We start from the raw sequence: 21,668 nt of genomic DNA on the forward strand, positions 1-21,668 counted from the left end.
TGAGTGCAGACAGTTCTATGCAAACGATTCTTTGCAAAGGTATCTCTGCATCATGCACGAGCGCAAACCCTCACCCCTGGCCGCGCGCCAGGTCGACGCCGCGACCCTCAAGGCCTTCGCCCATCCCCTGCGCATGCGGATGTACGACCACCTCAAGGACCACGGTGCCGCAACGGCGTCGATGCTGGCCCGAGCCATGGGCGAGAGCACCGGCCAGACCAGCTATCACCTCCGCCAGCTGGAACGGCACGGTCTCGTCGAGGAGGACAGCGGAAGGGGTACCGCACGCGAGCGCTGGTGGATCGCGGCCGGCTTCTCTTTCACCCCCGACGTCCTGGAGGAGGATCGCACCGCTCGCAGCACCCTGCAGGTGGTCGAGCAGCATCAGCTGAGCGTCCGCGCCGAGCGGCTGCAGGAGTGGTTGCGCCGCAGCGAGCACGAGGACCCGCAGTGGGTGGCGGTCGCGAGCAGCAACGAGGTGACCCTACCGATGACCGCCGAGGAGCTGGAGTCGATGACGATGGCCGTGGCCGCCGTCATGCGCGAGCACCTCGACCGGGCCCGAGAGGCCCGCGCGGACCACGGTGACGACGGACGCCGCACGGTGAAGATCTACCAGTACGCCTTCCCGCTCCCGCAGGAGCAGACTGCGGAGGAGTAGGCGGGGTCAGACGACGTCGGCGCCTCAGCGCAGCGGCAGGTATGCCGTGAGGTCGGCCCGCTGCCCCGAGGCCCGCACCGCGCCGCTCGCCGTCGCCTCGGCCCAGGTCGTGCGGCCGGTCGCGAGCTCCAGCCACGTCTGCGGGTCGGTCTCGATGACGTTGGTGGGGGTCCCGCGGGTGTGCCGAGGGCCCTCGATGACCTGGGCCGCGGCATACGGCGGGATCCGCACCTCGACCGAGCGTCCGGGGGCGCGCTCGACGAGCTCCTCCACGAGGTAGCGCACGGCGGTGGCGAGCTGCTGCCGGGACACCTCCGGTGCCTCGCCCTCCTCCCCCGTGGACCGGGCGGCCTCCCACGCGGCGACCGCCTGCTCGCCGGCGGCGAGGTCGACGCGTCGACGGGCGGGCATCAGGTGAGCGGGTCGCGCTCGATGGGGCAGGACATGCAACGGGGGCCGCCGCGGCCGCGGCCCAGCTCCGAGCCGTCGATCTCGAGGACCTCGACCCCCTGCTCGCGCAGGTAGGCGTTGGTGACGGTGTTGCGCTGGTAGCCCACGACCACGCCGGGTTCCAGGGCGAGCACGTTGCACCCGTCGTCCCACTGCTCGCGCGCGGCGGCGCGGGGGTCCTGCTCGGCGGCGAGGACGCGCAGCCGGTCGACGCCGAGCCCGCGGGCGATGACCTGCTCCATCTGCGCCGGCTCGTGGCGCTCGATGACGAGCTGCAGCTCACCGGAGGCCGGGTCCTCCTCCCCCGCGGTGATCGTCCAGGAAGTGAGGTCGGGCAGCCCGAGGTAACGGGTGAAGGTCTGCTCGTCGACCATCGTCATCACCGTGTCGAGGTGCATGACCGCCCGCGCCTTGGGCATGTCGAGCGCCACGACCCGCTCGGCCTGACCGGAGGCGAGCATGCGGCGTGCCAGCCGCTCGACCCCCATCGCGGTGGTCCGCTCGGACAACCCGACGAGCACCATGCCGTTGCCCGGGATGAGGATGTCGCCGCCCTCGGCGGTCGCGGGGCCGTCGTCCACGCCGTGGCTCCACCACTGCATACCGGCCTGGGCGAACATCGGGTGGTAGCGGTAGATCGCGTCGTAGTGCACCGTCTCGCGGCGCCGCGCCTTCTTGTGCATGGAGTTGACGGCGACGCCGCTGTAGGCCCAGGCGGAGGTGTCGCGGGTGAAGAGGTGGTTGGGCAGCGGCGCGAGCACCGAGTCGTGCTGGCCGAACTGGTCGATGACGACCGAGTTGGGGCTGCCGATCCGCTCGAGCACCTCGGCCTTGGTGATCCCGCCGATGAGGTGGGTGGCGAGCTCGGCGTCGTCCATGCCCTCGAACATCGCGCGGAGCTCCTCGGCGGCCTGCGGGCCGACGTGCCGCTCGTCGAGACTGTGGTCGAGGACGTGCGCGCGGGCCTCCGGCACCCCCAGCGCCTCGCGCAGCAGCGCGTCGAAGTGGTGCACGGTCACACCACGCTCGCGCATGATCTGGACGAAGTAGTCGTGCTCCTCCTGAGCCTTCTCCACCCAGAGGATCTCGTCGAAGAGGTAGCGCTCCTTGTTGTCCGGGGTCAGGCGGTGCATCTCCAGCCCGGGGCGGTGCACGATGACCTGACGCAGCCGGCCGACCTCGGATCCCACGTGCAGCGGCATGGCGTGTCCTTTCGACAGAGGGTGCGGACATCCTGCCACGCGCGGCGGGCCCGCCGGGGCCCAGCGGCCCGGGACATGAAGAACCCCTCGCGCACCTGGAAGAGCCCGGTTGCCCTTGCTGCATTCCTGCCCTGGGGGAGTTCACCGAGGTACCACCGCACGAGGGGTCCGGGGATGAGTCTAAGCGCTGACCGCACCCCCCTCCAACCCGCTGCCCTTCCCACCGAGCGCCGCACATGGTCGTCCCCGGCCCCACCGAGCGCCGCAGATGGTCGCCCCCGCCCCCACCGAGCGCCGCACATGGTCGTCCCCGGCACCACCGAGCGCCGCAGATGGTCGCTCCCAGCCCCACCGAGCGCCGCAGATGGTCGCTGATCGACAGGGAGGGCTGCAAGTGACGAGGCGCTGGCGCGGTTTTGGTCCGTCCAGCCGCTCGGGTATCCTCGTCGGCGGAGGATTCGCATAGCGGCCTAGTGCGCACGATTGGAAATCGTGTTGGGATAAAACCCTCGGGGGTTCAAATCCCCCATCCTCCGCCACGGTCCTGACTGCAGGACGGCGACAGCCCCCGGACGCCTCGCGTCCGGGGGCTGTCCGCTGCCCTCCGCCCTACTGACGTCCGGTATGCCGCACCCGCGCCGGTCGGCGAGCGCCGCGCCCGCGGCAGGGCCACGCTCGCTCGGCCGTGCCCGTCGACACCCGGCCTGGGCCGACACGGCATACCTCGGCTGTCCCAGGCGCCACATCTGCCCCTCGGTGCCAGGACAACCGGCCGTGCGCAGGGCGGATTCAGGACATGCAGCGCGCACAGCCTGATGTCCTGGCAGGTCGTGGCAGGAGCGACACGTGTGACGCCGAGGGGCACAAGCCTCGGTGCGTCGGGACCGATCCGAGCTCGACCCGCCCGACCAGCACTGTCGCCGCGACCGGCACGAACAGGCCGGACCCGAGCTCGCCCCTCAGCGGCGCCGCGTGCCGAAGATGGAGCGGGTGATCTCCCGGCCGATGACGGTGCCGGCCGAGCGCAGCATGGACCGGAAGGCGGTGGAGGAGACGACCTGCTCGACCATCCCCTGGTCGGCGTCGCGGGACCGCCCGCCACGGGAGGCGGTCGAGGCCTGCTTCTCCCGGGCCGCCTGCTCCTGCGCTGCGGCCTGCGCCGCGTCGGCCTCGGCGGCTGCCTTGCTCGCCGCCTCCATCCGGGCGGCGAGCATCTCCTGCGCGGACTCGCGGTCGAGCGGGTCGGCATACTTGCTCGACAGGGCGGAGCCGGCGACGGTCGCCCGGACGACGGACTCCTCCGAGGGGCCGATCTGGCCTTGCGGGGCCCGGAGCATGGTGCGCGCCACCGGGGTGGGGGAACCCTCCTCGGACAGCACAGTCACGACCGCCTCGCCGGTGCGCAGCGAGGTGAGCACCTCGGCGAGGTCGTAGTCGCTGGTCGGGAAGGTCGACACGGTCGCCTTGAGCGCCTTGGCGTCGTTGGGCGTATGCGCGCGCAGCGCGTGCTGGACCCGGTTGCCGAGCTGGGCGAGCACCGCGTCGGGCACGTCCTTGGGCGTCTGGGTGACGAAGAACACCCCGACCCCCTTGGACCGGATGAGCCGCACCGCCTGCTCCACGGCGTCGAGGAAGGCGTCGGACGCGTCGTCGAAGAGCAGGTGCGCCTCGTCGAAGAAGAAGACGAGCTTGGGCTTGTCCGGGTTGCCGACCTCCGGCAGGTCCTGGAAGAGCTCGGCGAGCAGCCACATGAGGAAGGTCGAGAAGAGCACCGGCTTGTCCTGCACACCCGGGCAGCTCGCAGCGAGATGACGCCCTTGCCGTCGGCGGTCGTGCGCAGCAGGTCGGCGGTCTCGAACTCCGGCTCACCGAAGAACACGTCGCCCCCGGCCGCGGACAGCGCGATGAGCTCGCGCAGGATGACGCCCGCGGTGGAGGTCGCGAGCCCACCCAGTCCCTTGAGGTCCTCCTTGCCCTCGTCCGAGATGAGGTGCTGAGTCACCGCGACGAGGTCCTTGAGGTCGAGCAGCGCCAGACCCTGCTGGTCGGCCCAGTAGAAGATGAGGCCGAGGCTCGACTCCTGCGTCTTGTTGAGCTGGAGCACCTTGGACAGCAGGGTCGGGCCGAAGGCCGTGATGGTCGCGCGCACCGGGTTGCCGACGCCGTGGCCGCCGAGGTTGAGCAGCTCGACGGGGTATGCCGCGCCCGTCCACTCCTGCCCCAGCTCACCCATGCGCTCCTCGACCTTGCCGCCCCCGGCGGCGGGGGTCGCGAGGCCGGTGAGGTCGCCCTTGATGTCGGAGAGGAAGACCGGCACCCCCGCGTCGGAGAGCTGCTCGGCGAGCACCTGGAGCGTCACGGTCTTGCCGGTGCCCGTCGCCCCGGCGACGAGGCCGTGCCGGTTCATCGAGGCGAGCGGCAGCCGGACGACGGCCTCGCTCACCACCGCGTCGCCGTCGGCACCGACGGCGCCACCGAGCACGATGCTGGGGTCGGTGAAGGTGTAGCCCTCGCGGATGAGGTCGATCTGGCTGCTCTGCTCGCTCACCCTTCAGACTCTAGACTGCGCCGCATGATCTTCAAGGGCGTGGGCGACGAGCGGCCCTACCCCCCGCACGGCCTGGACGAGCCCGGGGACTGGGCCCACCTCCCGCCGCGGATGCTGCGCCTCGACGAGCTCGTCACGGTGCGATCCCAGCTCGACCTGCGGGCGCTGCTGGCCTCGGACTCCACCTTCTACGGCGACATCTTCTGCCATGTGGTGAAGTGGCAGGACGAGCTCTACCTCGAGGACGGCCTGCACCGGGCGCTGAGGGCGGCCCTGCAGGGTCGGCCCGCGGTCCACGGGCGTGTCCTCGACCTCGACACCGCGCCGAGTCGCTAGCCTGCTCCGGTCGGAAAGGACGTTCTGCGTGGGATACGTGCGCACTGCCGGTATGTCGACGGCCGCCCGTCGGGCCCGTCGCCGCGCCGCCATGGTCATGGCGGCGCTCTTCGGCGTGCTCGCCCTCGCCCTGGTCCTGGCCATGGCCAGCATGCAGGGCTGGTTCGGGATGGGCGGGGAGGCCGACGAGGTCGCCGCGACGGTCGAGGCCCCGACGCCCACGCTCGCGGCGGAGGACGTCGTCGTCAACGTCTTCAACTCCACCGGCACCGCCGGTCTCGCCGGCCGCGCCAGTGAGGGGCTGGGTGCGCGTGGCTTCACCGTCGACGGCGTCGACAACTCCGGCGCCGACGTGCCGGGACCCGGGCAGATCATCCACGGGCCCACCGGCCTGGAGGGTGCGCAGCTGCTCGCGGAGGCCCTGCCGCAGGAGGTCGAGCTGGTCCAGGACGAGCGCGATGACGCCACCCTGGACCTCGTCCTCGGCGACGCGTGGGAGGACCTGCCCGCGCACGACACTGCGGAGCAGACCGGGGGCGAGGGGTGAGCGGCACCCACGAGGCCCGGGTCGAGCGCCGGGTCGAGGCCTCCCCCGCCGCGGTGTGGGAGGTCGTCACCGACCTCGAGCACGCGCAGGAGCGCCTCTCCCAGGTCACCAACCTGCACCTCATCACCACGGGCCCGTATGCCGTGGGCACCGGTTGGCGGGAGACCCGCCGCATGATGGGCGCCTCGGACACCCAGGAGATCTGGGTCGTCGACAGCGACCCCGAGCGCCGCACCGAGACCGAGGCCCGCTCCGGCAACACGACCTATCGCACCGTGATGACCCTGGAGCCCCTCGACGAGGGGGCCGCGACCCGGCTGTCGGTGCACTTCAGCGCGAGCACGCTGGACCCCAACGCCCTGCAGCGGATGGCGCTGCGGGTCGTCGGCCCGCTCGGGCTCAAGCTCACCGAGAAGGCGCTGCGCACCGAGCTCGACGACATCGCCACCGCCGCGCAGGAGATCGACGCGCGCTGAACGGCATACCCTGTGGACAACTTCTGCGGGGCGACGCCGACCTCTCCTAGGTTCGGGCTCATGGAGACCTTCGATCCACCGACGTCGCTGACCGAGCACCGCGGCTGGAACCCCGATGACCTCGCGGGTCGGCGGCCGCAGGACCGCCCGCCGTCCTACCCCGCGACAGTCTGGGGGCCGCCCGGTCACCACCACCCCAGGGGCACCCACGCGTTCGTGCTCGGGCTGCTGAGCGTGACCGTCTTCACCCCGATCGGGCCCTTCGCCTGGGCGATGGCACGACGCGCGTTGCAGGAGGTGGATGCGGCGCCGGTGAGGGTCATCAACCGGGGCCAGCTCGCGGCCGCCCAGGTGATGGGGGTGATCGCCACCGTGCTCCTGGCCTTCGTGGCGCTCACCATGGTCGCGGTCGTGCTCGGCGTGCTCCTCCTCGACCTCTGACCCCGCACGCCGGAGCGGGGAGCCCAGGTGGGGGCGGGCACGCTCTAGGGCCGGAGCCCGGGTGCGGCCCGCGCCCGGTCACCCCGGTCGCTGCTAGCCGTCGGTGTCGATCAGCCGCACCTGGCTGAGCGCCGCCGGAAGGACGGCCGCCGGGCCGCCGAAGGCACCGACGTAGTCCGGTCGGCGCTGCTGGAGCGTCTCCCGCGTCGTCGTCGGCACCGTCGTGGGCTGGACGAGCAGCAACGGGGCGTAGAGCTGCCCGGCCAGCGCCCCACCGGCGAGCGCGTCCGGCCAGTTGCGACCCGTCGCGACGAAGGCGAGGGGCTCGGTGGCAGGGATGCGCTTCGCGACGCCCGCCGCCACGGCATACCGGTCCTTGCCGTCGATGCGCTCGATGCGTGGAGTCCCCGTACCCCGGGGGTCGAGCTCGGCGCGCAGCTGCCCGATGACGTCGGAGGAGACCGCACCGGTGCCGCCCAGGACGACGATGCGGCTGGGGGCGCGGTCGCGCAGACCCTGCAGGACGGCGCCCGGCACCTCCTCCTTCTTGGTGAGCATGAGCAGGTCCTGCCCGTAGGCCGCAGCGGCGCCACCCGTCAGGCCGTCGGGCCAGTTCTGCCCGGTGGCCAGGTAGACCGTCCCGGGGTGACTGCCCCAGAAGTCCGAGACCGCCGCGGACACGGCATACCGGTCGGTGCCGGTCACCCGGTCGACCCGGTCGGCGTAGCGCCGGAGCTCGTCGGCCACGCCCTTGGTCACCGCGCCGGTGCCGCCGAGCACGATGACCTGGCTGGGGTCCAGGTCCTCGAGCGCGCGTGAGGTCGAGATCGGCAGGCTGTCCTTCTTGGTGAGCAGCACGGGGCCGCCGACGAGCCCGGCGAGGGCGGAGCCGGACAACGCGTCCGGGAAGTTCTGGCCGGACACGACGATGACGGTGCTGGTGCCCTCGGTCCACGACGCGGCGATGTTGGCCGCGACGGCGTAACGGTTGGCGCCGCTCACCCGCTCGACGACGGAGTGGCTCGAGTAGCCGGTCTGCCGGGTGGCGTCGGTGGCGAGGTAGCGCCCCGACCACGTGAGTACCGTGAGGGCCGTGGCCCACACGTCACCGTCGGCGTGCTCGTAGAACTCCGGCAGCCCGCCGTCGGCGTGCTGCTGCTGCATCAGCCAGGTCATCGTGGCGTCGCGTCGCGCCGGTGCGTCCTGGTAGGTCCCGGCCATGGCGAAGCTCTGCTCGGCGAGCGCGTTGAGGCCCACCGGTAGGTCCTCGGCGAGGACGCGACCCTCGCCACGGGAGAGGTAGAGGTAGTCGCGGGCGCCGAGGCCGGTCGCCCGCGCACGGGCCCGCGCGTCGACGCCGGCCATCGCCTGGGGCGTGATCGCCGTGGCCCAGGCCTCGACCCCGCCACCGGCCATGATGCCGGCGGTCACCGGGTCGGCGACGGCGGCCACGGAGTCGATCGCAGCCTGCGGGACGGTGCCCCCTGTGCGGTCCAGACCGATGACGCACAGACCCGAGACGAAGGCCCACGCCTCACCGCAGTGGCCGTCGGCGAGCTCGACCTCCAGGGCCCGCACGAGGTCGACCCGGCCGAAGGAGCGCGGGTTGCGCCCGGTGGCGTCGGCCGCGATCGCCGTGAGGCCGAGGGCGAGCGGGTCCGAACGCGCCGCGGCGGCCCGACCCTCGAGCTGGGTGGTGAGTCGCTGGCGGTCGGCGTCGTGCTCGGGACCCGCGGCGGCCAGCGCGATGACCGTGAGCGCGAGCTCGTCCGTCGTGAGCTGACCGCGAGCGGCCCGCGCCGCGAGCCAGTCGGCACCGCGTTCAGCGGCGGCCGCCAGGTCGGCGGCCCGGACCGCCGACGGGACGTCGGGGGACACCGACCGCAGCTGGGTGACCGGGGGCGAGGACAGCGTGAGCGGCTCCGGGGCGGGCTCGCGCGAGGCGGGCGGCTCGGCGACGGCGACGAGGGGGGAGGCCAGCAGACCGGCGGCGAGAGCCAGGGTCAGGGCACGGCGGAGGGGACGACGAGGCATCGACGGCTCGCTTCTGTGACATGCAGGGAAGGCGGGAGCATAGCGCGGGCGTGACGGCTGGGGCTAGAGCAATCTGTGAGTGCGCTGAGACGGATGTGTCGCGCTACCGGGGCCGACCCGACAGGAGGGCGTAGCCTCGGTCGCATGTACCGCTTCGAGCCTCCTCCCCCGCCGCAGTTCGGTGGCGGGTCCGAGCCGGAGGACCCCTACGCGCAGGCGACGGTGGACACACGCCCCGCCCCGCCCCCGGGCCGGACGGCACCCACGGGCAACCCGTATGCCGCCCCGTCCGGCGCCTGGGGGGCGCCGGACGTCGCCGTCCACCCGCGCGGCACGACCGCCCTGGTCCTCGGGATCCTGTCGGTGTGCGGTCTGTCGCTGCTCGGCCCGATCGCCTGGGGCATCGCGCAGACGGCGCTGCGGGAGATCGACCAGTCGCCCTATCCCGCCGCCAACCGGAGCCAGCTCGCCGCTGCCCGCATCCTCGGGATCATCGGCACCTGCTTCCTGGCGCTCACCGCGATCTACTTCGTGTCCATCATCATCTGGGGCATCGTCAGCCTCTGAGCCGAGCGCAGCCGATGGCTCGCCGCGCTTCAGCAGGTGTGACCGTGCGCCCCGCTGTAGATCGTCCGGGCGCCGGACTGACCGCCGTTCCACTGCACGTACGCGACGGTGCGCAAGACCGGGTTGCGGTAGTTGCACGGGTTGATGGCCGTGGTCTGCCCGGTGTCGGAGCCGCCGAAGTAGCCGTCGTAGTCGTAGGTCTCGCGGACCGTCACCCAGGAGCTGCCGTTGTAGTGCTGGAGCGGATGTTGGTGACCGCGACGTTGAGGTTGGGTCCACCGTCCACGTCGGTCACGGTCGCCCGCCCGTAGTAGGTGTTGCCACCGGGCCAGACGACGTTGGCGCACATCCGCGCGCCCTCGACCGTGGTGCAGTTGGCCTGGGCGGAGGCGCTCGTGACGCCGACGAGGCTCGAGCCCGCGATGAGCGCGGCGGCGGCAGCCACCTGGGCGGTGCGGCGAAGGGTGATCATGGGAGACCTCATTCTCTGTCGTGAGCCGGTCCTGTGAGCGGCTCGCCTGGCTTCCGACCTCGGGAGACGTTGATCGGTTCCCACCTGGAGAGCACCAGCCGGACCCGATGACGGAGCGGCCGCCCCTGAGGGGTCACCCTCGGGAGGGGTGGGTGTCGGGCTGCTCCGTGGTTGCGCGGTCGGGGAAGAACCTGCGCGCCCAGAGGCTGACGTAGACGAGCCCGACGAGGACGGGGACCTCGATGAGCGGTCCTACGACGCCGGCGAGGGCTTGGCCGAAGGTGACGCCGAAGACGCCGATCGCCACGGCGATGGCGAGCTCGAAGTTGTTCCCGGCTGCGGTGAAGGAGATGGCGGTCGCGCGTTGGTAGTCGAACCTCAGCGCCTTGGACAGGAGCATGGAGCCGCCCCACATGAGGGCGAAGTAGACCAGCAACGGGACGGCGATACGGACGACGTCGAGGGGCTGGCTGGTGATGGTGTCGCCCTGGAGCGCGAAGAGCAGGACGATGGTGAACAGCAGTCCGTAGAGCGCCCATGGTCCGATGCGGGGCAGCACGGTGCTCTCGTACCATTCACGGCCCCTGGCACGTTCGCCGAGGGTGCGGGTGAGGAACCCGGCGGCGAGCGGTATGCCGAGGAAGACCAGCACGGACTTCGCGATGCTCCACATGGAGACGTCGAGGTCGGTCTGGTCGAGTCCGAGCCAGCCGGGCAGGACCTGGAGGTAGAAGTAGCCGAGGACGGCGAAGGCCAGGATCTGGAAGATCGCGTTAATGGCGACCAGGATGGCGGCCGCCTCCCGGTCGCCGCACGCGAGGTCGTTCCAGATCAGCACCATGGCGATGCACCGGGCGAGGCCGACGATGATGAGGCCGGTGCGGTACTCCGGCAGGTCGGGCAGCAGCAGCCAGGCCAGCGCGAACATCAGCGCCGGGCCGAGGACCCAGTTCAGGGCGATCGAGGTCACCAGGAGACGGCGGTCGCTGGTGACGTGGCCGAGCTCGTCGTAGCGGACCTTGGCCAGGACCGGGTACATCATCACGAGCAGACCGATGGCGATCGGCAGGGAGACCGAGCCGATCTCCACTGCGGCGAGCGCGTCGTCGAGGCCCTCGACGAACCGGCCGAGCAGGAGCCCGGCCACCATCGCGACCCCGATCCACACCGGGAGGAACCGGTCCAGGGTCGAGAGCCGCTGGAGCACCGGGCTGTCGGCGCCGGCGGTGGGCGTGTCACGGACGGCGTCGCTCATGCCGGTGCCCCCGCCATGTCGTCGGAACTCACGGTGCTGCCGGTGGCGAACAGGGCCCCGAGCGCGGCCATCGCCTCGGGACGGGCGATGTAGTAGACCCAGGTGCCGCGCTTCTCGCGGTTCAGCAAGCCTGCCTCGTGGAGGACCTTGAGGTGGTGACTGATGGTCGGCTGGGACAGGTCGAAGTGCGGCAGCAGGTCGCACACGCATGCCTCACCGCCCTCGTGGGACAGCACGATCGAGAGCAGCCTCAACCGGGCAGGTTCAGCCATGGCCCTGAGCATCGCGACCACGCCGGCTGCCTGCTCGACGCTGATGGGCTCACGAGCCAACGGGACACAGCAGGCCAGCCCCTCAGCCGTCGAGGGTGCGCAGTCACTCAACGAAGATATCGACATGCGTCAATGTTGACACATGTCGATATGTGGCATCACTGCGCCACCTTCCCCGGGCGCTCCACCAGGCCCACGACGACGAAAAGGCCGGACCCGCACGATGCAGGTCCGGCCCCTTCTGATGTCCGAAGGCATCACGGGCGGTGGCGGTGGGATTTGAACCCACGGTGGACTTGCGCCCACACACGCTTTCGAGGCGTGCTCCTTAGGCCGCTCGGACACGCCACCGCCGACGAGGTTACCCGACGAGCCGGGCCCGACCCAAAATCTTCGCCGTCAGCGACGGTCGGCGAAGAAGCCGGTCAGGAGGGCCCCGCACTCCTCCTCCAGGACGCCTCCGACGACCTCGGCGCGGTGCAGGGCCCGCCGGTCGCGCGGCAGGTCCCACACCGACCCGCACGCGCCCGCCTTGTCGTCCCACGCACCGAAGACGACCCGGTCCACGCGGGCGAGCACGGCCGCCCCGGCGCACATCGCGCATGGCTCCAGGGTCACGACGAGGGAGCATCCCATGAGTCTCCAGGACCCGAGGGCGGCGCCCGCCTCGCGCAGGGCCACCACCTCCGCGTGCCCGGTCGGGTCGTGCCCGGCCTCACGCACGTTGTGCCCGCGGCCGACCACCTCGCCGGAGGCGTCCACGACGAGCGCCCCGATCGGCACGTCCCCCGACCCACCCACCGCCCTGGCCTGCGCGATCGCCTCGCGCACCCAGGCGTCATACCTCTCCACACCCCAGCCGACCTGGCTCCGGGGTGCGGGTGAGGTGTCGGGTGCGTCGGTCACGCCCTAGAGTCTGGCGTATGCGCGTCCACGTTGCCGATCACCCGCTCATCGCCCACAAGCTGACCTACCTGCGCGACAAGCGGACCGACACGCCCACCTTCCGCCGGCTCGCCGACGAGCTGGTGACGTTGCTGGCCTACGAGGCCACCCGTGAGGTGCGCATCGCCCCCTTCGACATCGAGACGCCGGTCGCCGCGACGACGGGCATCCACCTGGCCACCCCGAAGCCGCTGGTGGTGCCGATCCTTCGCGCCGGGCTGGGCATGCTCGACGGCATGATGCGCATGCTCCCGACCGCCGAGGTCGGCTTCCTCGGGATGCTGCGCAACGAGGAGACGCTGGAGGCGCACACCTACGCCAACCGGCTCCCCGACGACCTCGACGCCCGCCAGTGCTACGTCCTGGACCCGATGCTCGCGACCGGGGGCACCCTCATCGCGGCGATCAAGTACCTCGTCGAGCGCGGCGCCGACGACATCACCGCCATCACCCTGCTGTCGGCGCCCGAGGGCATCGAGAGGATGCAGGCCGGGCTCGCCGACGTCGAGCCCCCGGTCACCCTGGTCACCGGGGCGATCGACGAGCGGCTCAACGAGCAGGGCTACATCGTGCCCGGGCTCGGTGACGCCGGCGACCGGCTCTACGGCGTCGTCTGAGGTCGGTCCCCGACCCCGGATCCGGTATGCCGCAGCACCAGACCTCCTCCCCCTCCGCGCGCGTCTCGGCGCGCTCCGCGGTCGAGCCCTTCCACGTCATGGAGGTGCTCAAGGCGGCGGCCGGGCGGCAGCGCAGCCACGGCGACGTCATCATGCTCTGCGCCGGCCAGCCCTCCACCCCGGCGCCGCAGGTCGCGCGGGACGCGGCCGTCGCGGCGATGGCGGGTGAGGTGCTCGGCTACACCGAGTCGACCGGGATCCTGCCGCTGCGGGAGGCGATCGCCGAGCACCACCGGGCCACCGCGGGCATCGAGGTCGACCCCGACGACGTCGTCGTCTTCCCCGGCTCCTCCGGCGCGTTCACCGCGCTCTTCCTGGCCGCCTTCGACGCCGGCGACCAGGTGGCGATGACGCGGCCCGGCTACCCGGCATACCGCAACAGCCTCGCGGCCCTCGGGTGCGAGGTGGTCGAGCTCGCCTGCGGCCCGGACACCCGCTTCCAGCCCACGGTCGAGATGCTCGACGCCCTGCCGCAGCCCCCCGCCGGCCTGATCGTGGCCTCGCCCGCCAACCCCACCGGGACCGTCGTCGACCCTCGTGTCCTGGCCGAGCTCACCGCCTGGTGCGTGGAGCACGGCACCCTGCTCATCAGCGACGAGATCTACCACGGGCTGACCTACGGCCGGGAGGTCGCGAGCGCCTGGGCGACCTCGCAGGAGAGCGTCGTCGTGGGGTCGGTGAGCAAGTATTTCTCCATGACGGGGTGGCGGGTCGGCTGGCTCCTCGCGCCGCCCTCGCTACGGCGACCGCTCGAGATCCTCACCGGCAACCTCAACATCTGCCCACCGGCGATCGGTCAGCACGCGGCGATCGCGGCGCTCGGCGAGGGTGCACGGGCCGAGCTCGACGGGCATCGTGCGCGGTATGCCGCGACCCGCGACCTCCTGCTCCGTCGCCTGCCCGAGATCGGGCTGCGCGACTACGCCCCTCCGGACGGTGCGTTCTACGCCTGGTGCGACATCGGCCACCTCACCGACGACTCGGTGCAGTGGTGCGCCGACCTGCTGGCCGACTGCGGGGTGGCGCTGACCCCCGGCGTCGACTTCGACACGGTCGAGGGCCACCGCAAGGTCCGGCTGAGCTTCGCCGGGTCGACGGCGGAGGTCGACGAGGCGCTCGACCGGATGGCCGCCTCGCCCCTCCTGCGCCCGCCGGCCTGACAGCGCCGGGCCCCTGTCGGCGGAGAGGATCCGTGCACGCGCACCCATCCTCGCCGGAATGAGGCTCTTCCGCGGGGAGGATCCGTACACGCGCACCCATCCTCACCGGGATGTCGCCCGCGCGCGGTGAGGATCCGTGCACGCGCGCCCATCCTCACCGGAGTATCCCCTCCCGCAGCCTCGGCGACACGCACCCCGCGTGAGGCTCGGCATACCCCGCCACATCTGCCACACTGACACCAGACCCGTGTCCACCTGTCCAGCGAAAGGCACCTGACATGCCGTCCACGGTCAAGAAGGTCCTGCACTGGCTGCTGTGGGGCTTCATCATCTACGCGATCATCACCAACCCCGACCGCGCCGCCGACATCGTGCGCGCCGTCTGGGACATCATCTCGCAGGGCTTCCTCAACATCGGCCGGTTCTTCAACCAGCTGATGGGAGTCTGACGCAGAGGGTCCCCGTGCCCGGACACCTGCCCCCACCGCCGCAGATCAGCCGCCGCGTCGCCAAACGCTACCTGCTGGCGGACGAGCGGGTCGTCGTCTCGACCCGGTGGCACTGGGCCAAGCTCATCGGCCCGGCCGCGGCTGTCCTCGGCGCCCTGTTCCTCACCCTGTGGGTCGCCGCGTCGGTGACCGACGCCGCCGCGACCGGTATGGCGCTGAGCGTCTTCGCGGTCGTGTGCGCCTGGGCCGGCTGGCAGGTGCTGGAGTGGCGGTGCGAGTGGTTCATCGCGACCGACCGTCGGCTGCTCAAGACCTACGGCCTCATCACCCAACGGGTCGCGATGATGCCGCTGGTCAAGGTGACCGACATGAGCTACGACCGCACCATCCTGGGACGGATGCTCGGCTACGGCCGCTTCGTCATGGAGTCCGCGGGCCAGGACCAGGCGCTGAGCCACATCGACTACATCCCGCAGCCGGACGAGAAGTACCAGGCGATGTGCGAGACGATCTTCGGCCGCGACGTCCGCGACCCAGGCGAGGACGCCGACCGGTGGGACGACGAGGACGACGACTGGGGCCCGCAGGGGCATGGAGGCGACCGGACCGGGCCGCAACCCCGGGCGACGCCGGCCCGCGAGGGCGAGCGCCGGCAGCACTGGGAGCCGGTCGACCCCGGCGAGCTCCCGGCCGACTGGGAGTGGGAGGGGGAGCCGCGGCGCGCCGCGCCCGCCCGCTCGGGCCGGAGACGGGTGGCCGTCGACCCTGATCCGACACCGCTGCGCTGACCGCTCGCCAGCGCGAGGTGGCGCCGACCTCGGCCGACCGCACCCTCAGTGGGCCCCGCCCCCAACCGACCGCACCCTCGGCCTGCGCACCCTCACCTCCCCGCGGGCACCTCGAGCACGAACCTCTCCCCCTGCGGCCGGAAGCCGATCCGCTCGTAGTAGGGACTGCGCATACCCGCAGGTGAGAGGACACGTGTGAAGCCGCGCCGGGCGAACAACCCCGACTCGCGGTAGACGAACTCCCCCGGCGAGAAGTCCCGATGCTTGGGCGTCACCCAGTCGAGCACGATCTCGGCGGTGCCCTCCCCCGCGTCGCGCGCCAGCACGACGCCGACCGTCTCGTCGCCCTGCAGCACGAGGAAGGCCGAGTGCTCGGCGGCCGGGTCGTGCGCGAAGCCCGGGTTGTAGCGCGCGATGTCCTCGCCGTGCACGCCGAGCACGTGGCCGAGGTAGCGGTCGTCCGGCTCGACCTCCAGCACGGTGTAGGCGTCGGCATCGTGCCGGGTGCGCAGCATCCGCCAGAGGTACACGACGTTGATGATCGCGAGGACCACGTTGAGCCCCACCATGGGCCAGACGCCGACGACCGCGTTGTAGCCGATGAGCACGATGCAGCCGACCAGGTTGATCCAGCGCAGCCGCAGGACGCGCGTCTGCAGCAGGGAGACCACCAGGATGGCGGACCCGACCCACCCGAGCACCTCGATCCAGTTCATGGAGGCAGAGTAGGGCCAGCGGCGCGGCATACCTAGAATCTGCTCCTATGGCAGTCCGTCCCATCACCGTCATCGGCCACAAGGCCCTCCATGCTCCGACCAAGAAGGTCCGCGAGATCACCGACGAGGTGCGCACCCTCGTCGACGACATGTTCGACACCATGGCGGCCGCTGAGGGTGTCGGCCTCGCGGCGAACCAGGTCGGGGTGCGCCTACGTCTCTTCGTGTATGACTGCCCTGTCCCCGGGAAGGACAACGCGCGCGGCGTCGTCGTGAACCCGGTCCTGGAGCGGCTCGGCACGCCGAGCCCGCTGGACCAGGAGGAGGACGGCGAGGGGTGCCTGTCGGTGCCGGGCGAGTGGTTCCCCCTGGCCCGCCACCCCCGCGCCCGGGTCACCGGGACCGACCTCGACGGCAACGAGGTCGTCGTCGAGGGGGAGGGTCTGCTCGCCCGCTGCCTGCAGCACGAGACCGACCACCTCGACGGCTACCTCTACGTCGACAAGCTCACCGGCCCGGTCAAGGCAGAGGCGCGCGAGGCGGTCAAGGACCGCGGCTGGGCGGCCGACGGCATCGTCAAGTGGGACCCCTCGGCCACCACGGCCGACGAGGTCTGAGCCTCAGCACCTCGGCACCGACCCGCCGGACCCGCCGGACCCACCTGAGCAAGCGCCCGTTGACGTCCGCGAACCTGAGCAAGGCGAGTTTGCTCGCGACACCATGGCCATGGTGCATCGTGCGGACCAGGCTTGCCCAGGGTGCCGGAGAACTCTCTCGGCGAGGCTGCAGTGACGCGTGAGCCGGCTCCCGCACCCCAGCTCGTCCCGGCTTAGGCTGCGGTATGCCTGCTCCCCCCGCTCTCGACCGGCGCACCCTGCTCGCGCTGACCGGCGGGCTGTCGCTCGCGGCGTGCGCTCCCAGCAACGGGACCAGGGACGACGGTGCCGCGTCCGGCACCGCGGGACCGAGCGCGGACCCGGCCGACGCTGCGACGCCGACGGCGGGGCGCACCGGGCGCATCAGCTACGGCGACGACCCGTCGCAGTGGGCCGAGCTCCAGCGGCCTGAGGGTGAGGCTCGGGGCACCGTCGTGGTCATCCACGGCGGCTTCTGGCGCGAGGCCTACGGCGCCGAGCTCGGTGAGCCGCTGGCCGCCGACCTCGTGGAGCGCGGGTGGACGACCCTCAACGTGGAGTATCGCCGGGTCGGCAACGGCGGCGGCTTCCCCCAGACCTTCGACGACGTGCACTCCGCCCTCGAGCTGGTCGACGCGGGCGGGCCAGTGGTGACCCTCGGCCACTCGGCCGGTGGACACCTGGCCGCCTGGGCCGCCGGGCGACTACGCAGTGGCGCGTGGCCGGGCCGGGTCGAGGTCACCCACGTGCTCTCCCAGGCGGGCGTCCTGGACCTGGCCTCGGCATACCGTGAGCGCCTCGGGTCCGGCGCCGTCGACGACCTGATGGGGTTCGACCCGGAGGACCCTCGGTTCGCCTCGGCCGACCCGGCGCAGCAGCTGCCGATCGACGCGAGCGTCTGGGCGCTGCACGCCGCGGACGATGAGCAGGTGCCGATCCAGCAGTCGCAGGACTACGTCGCGGCCGCCCGCGCCGCCGGCACCCGGGCCGAGCTCGTCGAGGTCACCGGCGGACACTTCGACCTCATCGACGTCACCACCGACGCCTGGGCCCGGGTGGTCGGGATCCTCGACAGCATCAGCCCGCCGCTGACCTAGCAGACGCGCCCCGCCGGCGTGGCGCCATACCTGAGCGCGGAGAACAACCATCTGCGACGCCCGGTGGGGACCAGAGCGACCATCTGCGACGCCCGGTGGGGACCAGAGCGACCATCTGCGACGCCCGGTGGAGACCACAGCGACCATCTGCGACGCCCGGTGGGGTCCCTCGTCCGCGCCTACTCCATGTCCTCCAGCTCGCGGCCGTTGGTCTCCGGCACGAACTTCATGACGAAGAAGAGGCTCAGCAGCGCGCACAGGGTGTAGAAGCCGTAGGCGAAGCCCAGCCCCAGGTCGGCCATGGCCGGGAAGCTCGTGGAGATGACGAAGTTGGCCATCCACTGCGCGGCGGCCGCGATGCCGAGCGCCGTGGCCCGGATCCGGTTGTTGAACATCTCGCCGAGCAGCACCCAGACACCCGGGCCCCACGACATACCGAAGAAGACGACGAAGCCGTTGGCGGCGATGAGCGCCACCACACCCTGGGAGTCGCTGAGCTGCGGCCCGCCGTCCACCACCGGGGCGTTGGCGAAGATCCAGGCCATCGTGCCGAGGGTGAGGAACATGCCGCCCGACCCGATGAGCAGGAGCACCCGCCGGCCGATCTTGTCGATGAGCGCGATGGCCACGATCGTCACGACGATGTTGGTCACCGAGGTGATGACGGTCTGGGTGAGCGCGTCCTCCTCGGTGAAGCCGACCGCCTGCCACAGCGTCGAGGAGTAGTAGAAGATGACGTTGATCCCCACGAACTGCTGGAAGACCGACAGCCCGATGCCGATCCAGACGATCGGGAGCAGTCCGCCGCCGGACTTCATGAGGTCCTGGAGCGACGCCTTGGCCTCGCGCCGGACGGTCCGCTGGATCTCGCTGATCCGCTCCCCGATGCCCCGCATCATGACCCGCCCGAGCACCTCGCGCGCCTCGTCGACGCGACCGAGACTCACGAGGTAGCGCGGTGACTCGGGGATGGTCGTCGCGAGGACGCCGTAGGCCACGGCCGGGATGACCTCGGCCCAGAACATCCACCGCCAGGCGGTGCTGCCCCACAGCGCCTCGGCGGAGCCACCGGCCACCCCCGCGAGGAAGTAGTCGGAGAGGAGGGCCACGAAGATGCCGGTGACGATGGCCATCTGCTGCAACGAGCCGAGACGGCCGCGGATCGAGGCCGGTGCGATCTCGGCGATGTAGGCCGGCGCGATGACCGAGGCGGCCCCGACCCCGATGCCGCCGACGACGCGCCAGAAGATCATGTCCACCGGCCCGAAGGCGAAGCCCGACCCGATGGCGGAGATGGTGAACATCGCCGAGGCGAGCATCATGACGCGGATGCGACCGAGCCGCTCCGCGAGCCGTCCGGCGAGGTAGGCACCGACGACGCAGCCCAGGAGCGCCGAGCTGACGACGAACCCGGTGAGACCGGACCCCATGTCGAAGTCCTCGCGCATGGCGTTGACGGCGCCGTTGATCACCGCCGTGTCGAAGCCGAAGAGGAAGCCTCCCAGCGCGGCGACCGACGCCAGCAGGACCGCCTTCCCGAGGTAGTAGTCCCGCTCCCCGATCTGGACCTGAGGTTGCTCGCTCATGTCCACCACCCTTCCGGTCATCGACATTGACGTAACGACAAGACCCAGTGTGCACGTCCGGACGCCTGAGCACCATGTGAAGGGCGATACCGTGGTGGCGTTCCGTCGCTCGACACACATACAAGGACGTGGGTATGAAGCTGGCCACCAGGCTCGACAACCTCGGCACCGAGACGGCCTTCGCGGTGGCGGCGGCCGCCGCAGACTGGAAGTCCCAGGGCCACGAGGTCTTTCCCTTCCACCTGGGTGACCTGGACTTCCCGCTCGCGGACCACATCGTCGAGGCCATGAACGCCGCCATCGCGGACGGCAGGACCGGCTACTGCCCGGGTCCCGGCATACCTGAGCTGCGGTCGGCGCTGGCCGACGATATCGGCTCGAGGCGGGGTATGACGTTCGGCCCGGACGAGGTGACCGTCATGACCGGCGGGAAGCCGGTGATCACGAAGTTCCTTCAGGCCGTGATGAACCCCGGCGATGAGGTGCTCTACCCCAACCCCGGCTTCCCGATCTACGAGAGCCAGATCGAGTACCTCGGCGGGGTGGGGCGCGCCTACCGCTACCTCCCGACCGACGACGGCTTCCGGATCGACCTGGACCAGGTGCGCGACCTCATCACCGACAAGACCGTCGCGATCATCTACAACGACCTGCAGAACCCCATCTCGGCCGAGTCGACCGACGCCGAGCGGGAGGCGATCGCGCAGCTGGCCATCGAGCACGACCTCTGGGTCCTCTCCGACGAGGCCTACTTCGAGATGCGCTACGAGGGCGGGTCCACCTCGATCGCCAGCCTGCCCGGCATGCGCGAGCGCACCTGCATCCTCTACACCTTCTCCAAGAAGTTCGCGATGACCGGCTCCCGCCTGGGGTGCGCGGTCGCGCCGCAGGAGCTCGGTAAGGTCTTCTCGACCATGAACACCAACGACGAGTCCTGCACGACGCACTACGTGCAGTGGGCGGGGATCGCCGCGCTCACCGGCACCCAGCAGCCCGTCGCCGACATGCTCGACACCCTCAGGGGGCGGCGCGACGCGGCGTGCGAGCTCGTCAACGCCACGCCGGGGATGTCGGTGGAGACGCCGCGCTCGACGTTCTACCTCTTCCCGGACGTCACCGAGGCGATCCAGCTCGTCGGCGCCACGGGCCTGGCCGACTTCGCCGAGCAGGCCCTGCACGCCACCGGCGTGAGCTTCTGCACGCGCAACCACTTCGGCCGACCGCAGGAGGGTGAGGACCGCAGCTACATCCGGTTCGCCTACTCCGGGCTGTCGGAGGAGAAGATCCGCCGCGGCCTCGGCGGGCTGCGCGACTGGGTCGGGAGCCACGCGTGAGCCGGGTCGTCGTCACCGGTCGTATTCCCAAGCCCGGGCTCGACATCCTGCGCCGCGCGGGCCACGAGGTCGACGTCTGGGACAGCGAGGACCAGCAGCCGCGCGACCAGCTGCTCGAGCAGGTGGGGGGCGCCGACGCGCTGCTCACCCTGCTCACCGAGAAGGTCGACGCCGAGCTGCTCGACGCCGCGGGCGAGCAGCTCCAGGTCGTCGCCAACGTCGCGGTGGGCTACAACAACGTCGACGTCGAGGTATGCCGTGAGCGCGGCATCGTGGCGACGAACACCCCCGGGGTGCTCACCGAGGCGACGGCGGACATCGCCATGGGCCTCATCCTCATGGCGACGCGCCGTCTCGGTGAGGGCGAGCGGGTCATCCGCTCGGGCACCCCGTGGCAGTGGGGCATGTTCTACCTCCTCGGCTCGGGGCTGCAGCGCAAGACCCTCGGCGTCGTCGGGCTCGGGGGGATCGGCGCGGCCACCGCGCGGCGGGCCCGGGCCTTCGGGATGAACGTCATCTACTCCTCCCGCTCCCAGGCGCCCCGCGACCTCGAGCTCGAGCTGGGCGCGCACCGGGTCGACCTCGACACCCTCATCGCCGAGTCCGACGTGCTGTCGCTCCACTGCCCCTACTCCCCCGCGACGCACCACCTGCTGGGCGAGCAGGAGTTCGCGGCGATGAAGCCGACCTCCTACGTCATCAACACCGCCCGCGGCCCGGTGATCGACGAGGCGGCGCTCGCCGAGGCTCTGCGCACCGGCCAGATCGCCGGGGCCGGCCTGGACGTCTTCGAGGAGGAGCCGGACGTTCATCCCGACCTCCTGACCCGCGACAACGCCGTCCTCGTGCCGCACCTGGGCTCGGCGACGATCGAGACCCGGACGGCGATGGCGACCCTCGCCGCCGACAACGCCGTCGCGGTGCTCGCGGGTGAGGAACCGCCCACGCCGATCCGCTGACGCGAGGCCGACGCCACGCCGGTCGTGACCGGCTCAGCCACGCACGTGCGCGACTGAGCCG

At 71.4% G+C, this 21,668-nt stretch carries 24 protein-coding genes, 2 tRNA genes, 1 other RNA gene and 1 pseudogene; 15 read left to right on the forward strand and 13 right to left on the reverse strand.

Annotated elements, in window-relative coordinates:
• Positions 1–52 precede the first annotated feature (52 nt).
• Entirely contained in the window at positions 53–661 is a 609-nt protein-coding gene (locus tag FA582_RS13335) for a winged helix-turn-helix domain-containing protein (RefSeq protein ID WP_010148941.1), read from the forward strand.
• Between the two features lie 24 nt (positions 662–685).
• Here FA582_RS13335 and FA582_RS13340 read toward each other — a convergent pair whose 3' ends face one another.
• From FA582_RS13340 to ffs, 3 genes are all read right to left on the reverse strand, one after another.
• Positions 686–1,072, reverse strand: a complete 387-nt coding sequence (locus FA582_RS13340; RefSeq protein ID WP_010148940.1) for a sterol carrier family protein — start codon at positions 1,070–1,072, stop codon at positions 686–688.
• Complete coding sequence (locus FA582_RS13345) at positions 1,072–2,313, reverse strand: arginine deiminase (protein ID WP_010148939.1); 1,242 nt, start codon at positions 2,311–2,313, stop codon at positions 1,072–1,074. Before FA582_RS13345 ends, FA582_RS13340 begins: the two co-directional genes overlap by 1 nt.
• Positions 2,314–2,388: 75 nt before the next feature.
• An RNA gene (ffs, locus tag FA582_RS13350) (signal recognition particle sRNA small type) lies at positions 2,389–2,485 on the reverse strand.
• A gap of 279 nt (positions 2,486–2,764) precedes the next feature.
• Between ffs and FA582_RS13355 the strand changes: the two genes are divergently transcribed.
• Positions 2,765–2,852: transfer RNA gene (locus tag FA582_RS13355), tRNA-Ser, on the forward strand.
• Positions 2,853–3,272: 420 nt separating this feature from the next.
• Here FA582_RS13355 and FA582_RS13360 read toward each other — a convergent pair.
• Positions 3,273–4,861 (reverse strand): annotated as a pseudogene (locus tag FA582_RS13360) (helicase HerA-like domain-containing protein).
• A gap of 24 nt (positions 4,862–4,885) precedes the next feature.
• Between FA582_RS13360 and FA582_RS13365 the strand changes: the two are divergent.
• From FA582_RS13365 to FA582_RS13380, 4 genes are read left to right on the forward strand one after another with little or no spacing between them, the layout of a single operon-like run.
• Entirely contained in the window at positions 4,886–5,197 is a 312-nt protein-coding gene (locus FA582_RS13365; protein ID WP_010149141.1) for a hypothetical protein, read from the forward strand.
• 28 nt (positions 5,198–5,225) lie between these two features.
• Positions 5,226–5,744, forward strand: a complete 519-nt coding sequence (locus FA582_RS13370) for a LytR C-terminal domain-containing protein (protein WP_141567752.1) — start codon at positions 5,226–5,228, stop codon at positions 5,742–5,744.
• Positions 5,741–6,220, forward strand: a complete 480-nt coding sequence (locus tag FA582_RS13375; RefSeq protein WP_010149139.1) for an SRPBCC family protein — start codon at positions 5,741–5,743, stop codon at positions 6,218–6,220. The genes FA582_RS13370 and FA582_RS13375 overlap by 4 nt, the downstream gene beginning before the upstream one ends.
• 60 nt (positions 6,221–6,280) lie before the next feature.
• Complete coding sequence (locus tag FA582_RS13380) at positions 6,281–6,661, forward strand: hypothetical protein (protein WP_010149137.1); 381 nt, start codon at positions 6,281–6,283, stop codon at positions 6,659–6,661.
• A 93-nt stretch (positions 6,662–6,754) separates the two neighbouring features.
• Here the strand turns inward: FA582_RS13380 and FA582_RS13385 are convergent, their stop codons facing one another.
• A complete protein-coding gene (locus FA582_RS13385) occupies positions 6,755–8,695 on the reverse strand; it encodes a cell wall-binding repeat-containing protein (RefSeq protein ID WP_010149136.1) in 1,941 nt (646 codons plus the stop codon).
• Between the two features lie 144 nt (positions 8,696–8,839).
• Between FA582_RS13385 and FA582_RS16645 the strand changes: the two genes are divergently transcribed.
• Positions 8,840–9,262 (forward strand): DUF4190 domain-containing protein, encoded by a 423-nt coding sequence (locus tag FA582_RS16645; protein ID WP_010149135.1) that lies wholly within the window; start codon positions 8,840–8,842, stop codon positions 9,260–9,262.
• Between the two features lie 29 nt (positions 9,263–9,291).
• Here the strand turns inward: FA582_RS16645 and FA582_RS13395 are convergent, their stop codons facing one another.
• From FA582_RS13395 to FA582_RS13420, 6 genes are all read right to left on the reverse strand, one after another.
• A complete protein-coding gene (locus FA582_RS13395; RefSeq protein WP_010149134.1) occupies positions 9,292–9,477 on the reverse strand; it encodes a hypothetical protein in 186 nt (61 codons plus the stop codon).
• Positions 9,474–9,734, reverse strand: coding sequence for a hypothetical protein (locus FA582_RS13400; RefSeq protein ID WP_010149132.1), 261 nt, complete (start codon positions 9,732–9,734; stop codon positions 9,474–9,476). Before FA582_RS13400 ends, FA582_RS13395 begins: the two co-directional genes overlap by 4 nt.
• A gap of 133 nt (positions 9,735–9,867) precedes the next feature.
• Positions 9,868–10,989 carry an ACR3 family arsenite efflux transporter gene (gene arsB, locus FA582_RS13405; RefSeq protein WP_147899841.1) on the reverse strand — a complete coding sequence of 374 codons (1,122 nt, stop codon included), beginning with the start codon at positions 10,987–10,989 and terminating at the stop codon, positions 9,868–9,870.
• Positions 10,986–11,273: an ArsR/SmtB family transcription factor gene (locus FA582_RS13410; protein WP_337459790.1), complete on the reverse strand. Its 288-nt coding sequence runs from the start codon at positions 11,271–11,273 to the stop codon at positions 10,986–10,988. Before FA582_RS13410 ends, arsB begins: the two co-directional genes overlap by 4 nt.
• 252 nt (positions 11,274–11,525) lie before the next feature.
• Positions 11,526–11,612, reverse strand: a tRNA-Ser gene (locus FA582_RS13415).
• Positions 11,613–11,660: 48 nt separating this feature from the next.
• The gene (locus FA582_RS13420) at positions 11,661–12,167 is read right to left on the reverse strand and encodes a nucleoside deaminase (protein WP_010149129.1); all 507 of its coding nucleotides are present in this window, start codon (positions 12,165–12,167) and stop codon (positions 11,661–11,663) included.
• 17 nt (positions 12,168–12,184) lie between these two features.
• On the opposite strand from FA582_RS13420, the gene upp reads away from it, so the two are divergent.
• From upp to FA582_RS13435, 4 genes are all read left to right on the forward strand, one after another.
• Complete coding sequence (upp, locus tag FA582_RS13425; RefSeq protein ID WP_010149128.1) at positions 12,185–12,823, forward strand: uracil phosphoribosyltransferase; 639 nt, start codon at positions 12,185–12,187, stop codon at positions 12,821–12,823.
• Positions 12,824–12,849: 26 nt separating this feature from the next.
• A complete protein-coding gene (locus FA582_RS13430; RefSeq protein ID WP_147899842.1) occupies positions 12,850–14,043 on the forward strand; it encodes a pyridoxal phosphate-dependent aminotransferase in 1,194 nt (397 codons plus the stop codon).
• A gap of 278 nt (positions 14,044–14,321) precedes the next feature.
• Positions 14,322–14,492: a hypothetical protein gene (locus tag FA582_RS16570; RefSeq protein ID WP_010149125.1), complete on the forward strand. Its 171-nt coding sequence runs from the start codon at positions 14,322–14,324 to the stop codon at positions 14,490–14,492.
• 14 nt (positions 14,493–14,506) lie between these two features.
• On the forward strand, positions 14,507–15,280 hold the full coding sequence (locus tag FA582_RS13435; protein WP_010149124.1) for a PH domain-containing protein: 774 nt from the start codon (positions 14,507–14,509) through the stop codon (positions 15,278–15,280).
• A gap of 92 nt (positions 15,281–15,372) precedes the next feature.
• Here the strand turns inward: FA582_RS13435 and FA582_RS13440 are convergent, their stop codons facing one another.
• Positions 15,373–15,996, reverse strand: coding sequence for a YgjV family protein (locus tag FA582_RS13440; protein WP_029541823.1), 624 nt, complete (start codon positions 15,994–15,996; stop codon positions 15,373–15,375).
• A 47-nt stretch (positions 15,997–16,043) separates the two neighbouring features.
• Between FA582_RS13440 and def the strand changes: the two genes are divergently transcribed.
• Complete coding sequence (gene def, locus FA582_RS13445) at positions 16,044–16,613, forward strand: peptide deformylase (RefSeq protein WP_010149122.1); 570 nt, start codon at positions 16,044–16,046, stop codon at positions 16,611–16,613.
• 224 nt (positions 16,614–16,837) lie between these two features.
• Positions 16,838–17,728 (forward strand): alpha/beta hydrolase, encoded by an 891-nt coding sequence (locus FA582_RS13450; RefSeq protein WP_010149121.1) that lies wholly within the window; start codon positions 16,838–16,840, stop codon positions 17,726–17,728.
• Positions 17,729–17,907: 179 nt separating this feature from the next.
• Here the strand turns inward: FA582_RS13450 and FA582_RS13455 are convergent, their stop codons facing one another.
• A complete protein-coding gene (locus FA582_RS13455; RefSeq protein ID WP_010149461.1) occupies positions 17,908–19,314 on the reverse strand; it encodes a sugar porter family MFS transporter in 1,407 nt (468 codons plus the stop codon).
• Positions 19,315–19,448: 134 nt separating this feature from the next.
• Between FA582_RS13455 and FA582_RS13460 the strand changes: the two genes are divergently transcribed.
• Both FA582_RS13460 and FA582_RS13465 read left to right on the forward strand, forming a co-directional pair.
• Complete coding sequence (locus FA582_RS13460; RefSeq protein ID WP_010149460.1) at positions 19,449–20,648, forward strand: pyridoxal phosphate-dependent aminotransferase; 1,200 nt, start codon at positions 19,449–19,451, stop codon at positions 20,646–20,648.
• Positions 20,645–21,607, forward strand: coding sequence for a 2-hydroxyacid dehydrogenase (locus tag FA582_RS13465; protein ID WP_010149458.1), 963 nt, complete (start codon positions 20,645–20,647; stop codon positions 21,605–21,607). Before FA582_RS13460 ends, FA582_RS13465 begins: the two co-directional genes overlap by 4 nt.
• Positions 21,608–21,668 lie beyond the last annotated feature (61 nt).

Source organism: Serinicoccus profundi, from assembly GCF_008001015.1.
GTDB lineage: Bacteria > Actinomycetota > Actinomycetes > Actinomycetales > Dermatophilaceae > Ornithinicoccus > Ornithinicoccus profundi.

Bases quoted from the DNA above. Each gene is read 5' to 3' on its own strand.
- FA582_RS13335 (WP_010148941.1), top strand. From the start codon at position 53: ATGCACGAGCGCAAACCCTCACCCCTGGCCGCGCGCCAGGTCGACGCC.
- FA582_RS13340 (WP_010148940.1), bottom strand. From the start codon at position 1,072: ATGCCCGCCCGTCGACGCGTCGACCTCGCCGCCGGCGAGCAGGCGGTC.
- FA582_RS13345 (WP_010148939.1), bottom strand. From the start codon at position 2,313: ATGCCGCTGCACGTGGGATCCGAGGTCGGCCGGCTGCGTCAGGTCATC.
- FA582_RS13365 (WP_010149141.1), top strand. From the start codon at position 4,886: ATGATCTTCAAGGGCGTGGGCGACGAGCGGCCCTACCCCCCGCACGGC.
- FA582_RS13380 (WP_010149137.1), top strand. From the start codon at position 6,281: ATGGAGACCTTCGATCCACCGACGTCGCTGACCGAGCACCGCGGCTGG.
- FA582_RS13385 (WP_010149136.1), bottom strand. From the start codon at position 8,695: ATGCCTCGTCGTCCCCTCCGCCGTGCCCTGACCCTGGCTCTCGCCGCC.
- FA582_RS16645 (WP_010149135.1), top strand. From the start codon at position 8,840: ATGTACCGCTTCGAGCCTCCTCCCCCGCCGCAGTTCGGTGGCGGGTCC.
- FA582_RS13400 (WP_010149132.1), bottom strand. From the start codon at position 9,734: ATGATCACCCTTCGCCGCACCGCCCAGGTGGCTGCCGCCGCCGCGCTC.
- arsB (WP_147899841.1), bottom strand. From the start codon at position 10,989: ATGAGCGACGCCGTCCGTGACACGCCCACCGCCGGCGCCGACAGCCCG.
- FA582_RS13410 (WP_337459790.1), bottom strand. From the start codon at position 11,273: ATGCTCAGGGCCATGGCTGAACCTGCCCGGTTGAGGCTGCTCTCGATC.
- upp (WP_010149128.1), top strand. From the start codon at position 12,185: ATGCGCGTCCACGTTGCCGATCACCCGCTCATCGCCCACAAGCTGACC.
- FA582_RS13430 (WP_147899842.1), top strand. From the start codon at position 12,850: ATGCCGCAGCACCAGACCTCCTCCCCCTCCGCGCGCGTCTCGGCGCGC.
- FA582_RS16570 (WP_010149125.1), top strand. From the start codon at position 14,322: ATGCCGTCCACGGTCAAGAAGGTCCTGCACTGGCTGCTGTGGGGCTTC.
- FA582_RS13440 (WP_029541823.1), bottom strand. From the start codon at position 15,996: ATGAACTGGATCGAGGTGCTCGGGTGGGTCGGGTCCGCCATCCTGGTG.
- def (WP_010149122.1), top strand. From the start codon at position 16,044: ATGGCAGTCCGTCCCATCACCGTCATCGGCCACAAGGCCCTCCATGCT.
- FA582_RS13450 (WP_010149121.1), top strand. From the start codon at position 16,838: ATGCCTGCTCCCCCCGCTCTCGACCGGCGCACCCTGCTCGCGCTGACC.
- FA582_RS13455 (WP_010149461.1), bottom strand. From the start codon at position 19,314: ATGAGCGAGCAACCTCAGGTCCAGATCGGGGAGCGGGACTACTACCTC.
- FA582_RS13460 (WP_010149460.1), top strand. From the start codon at position 19,449: ATGAAGCTGGCCACCAGGCTCGACAACCTCGGCACCGAGACGGCCTTC.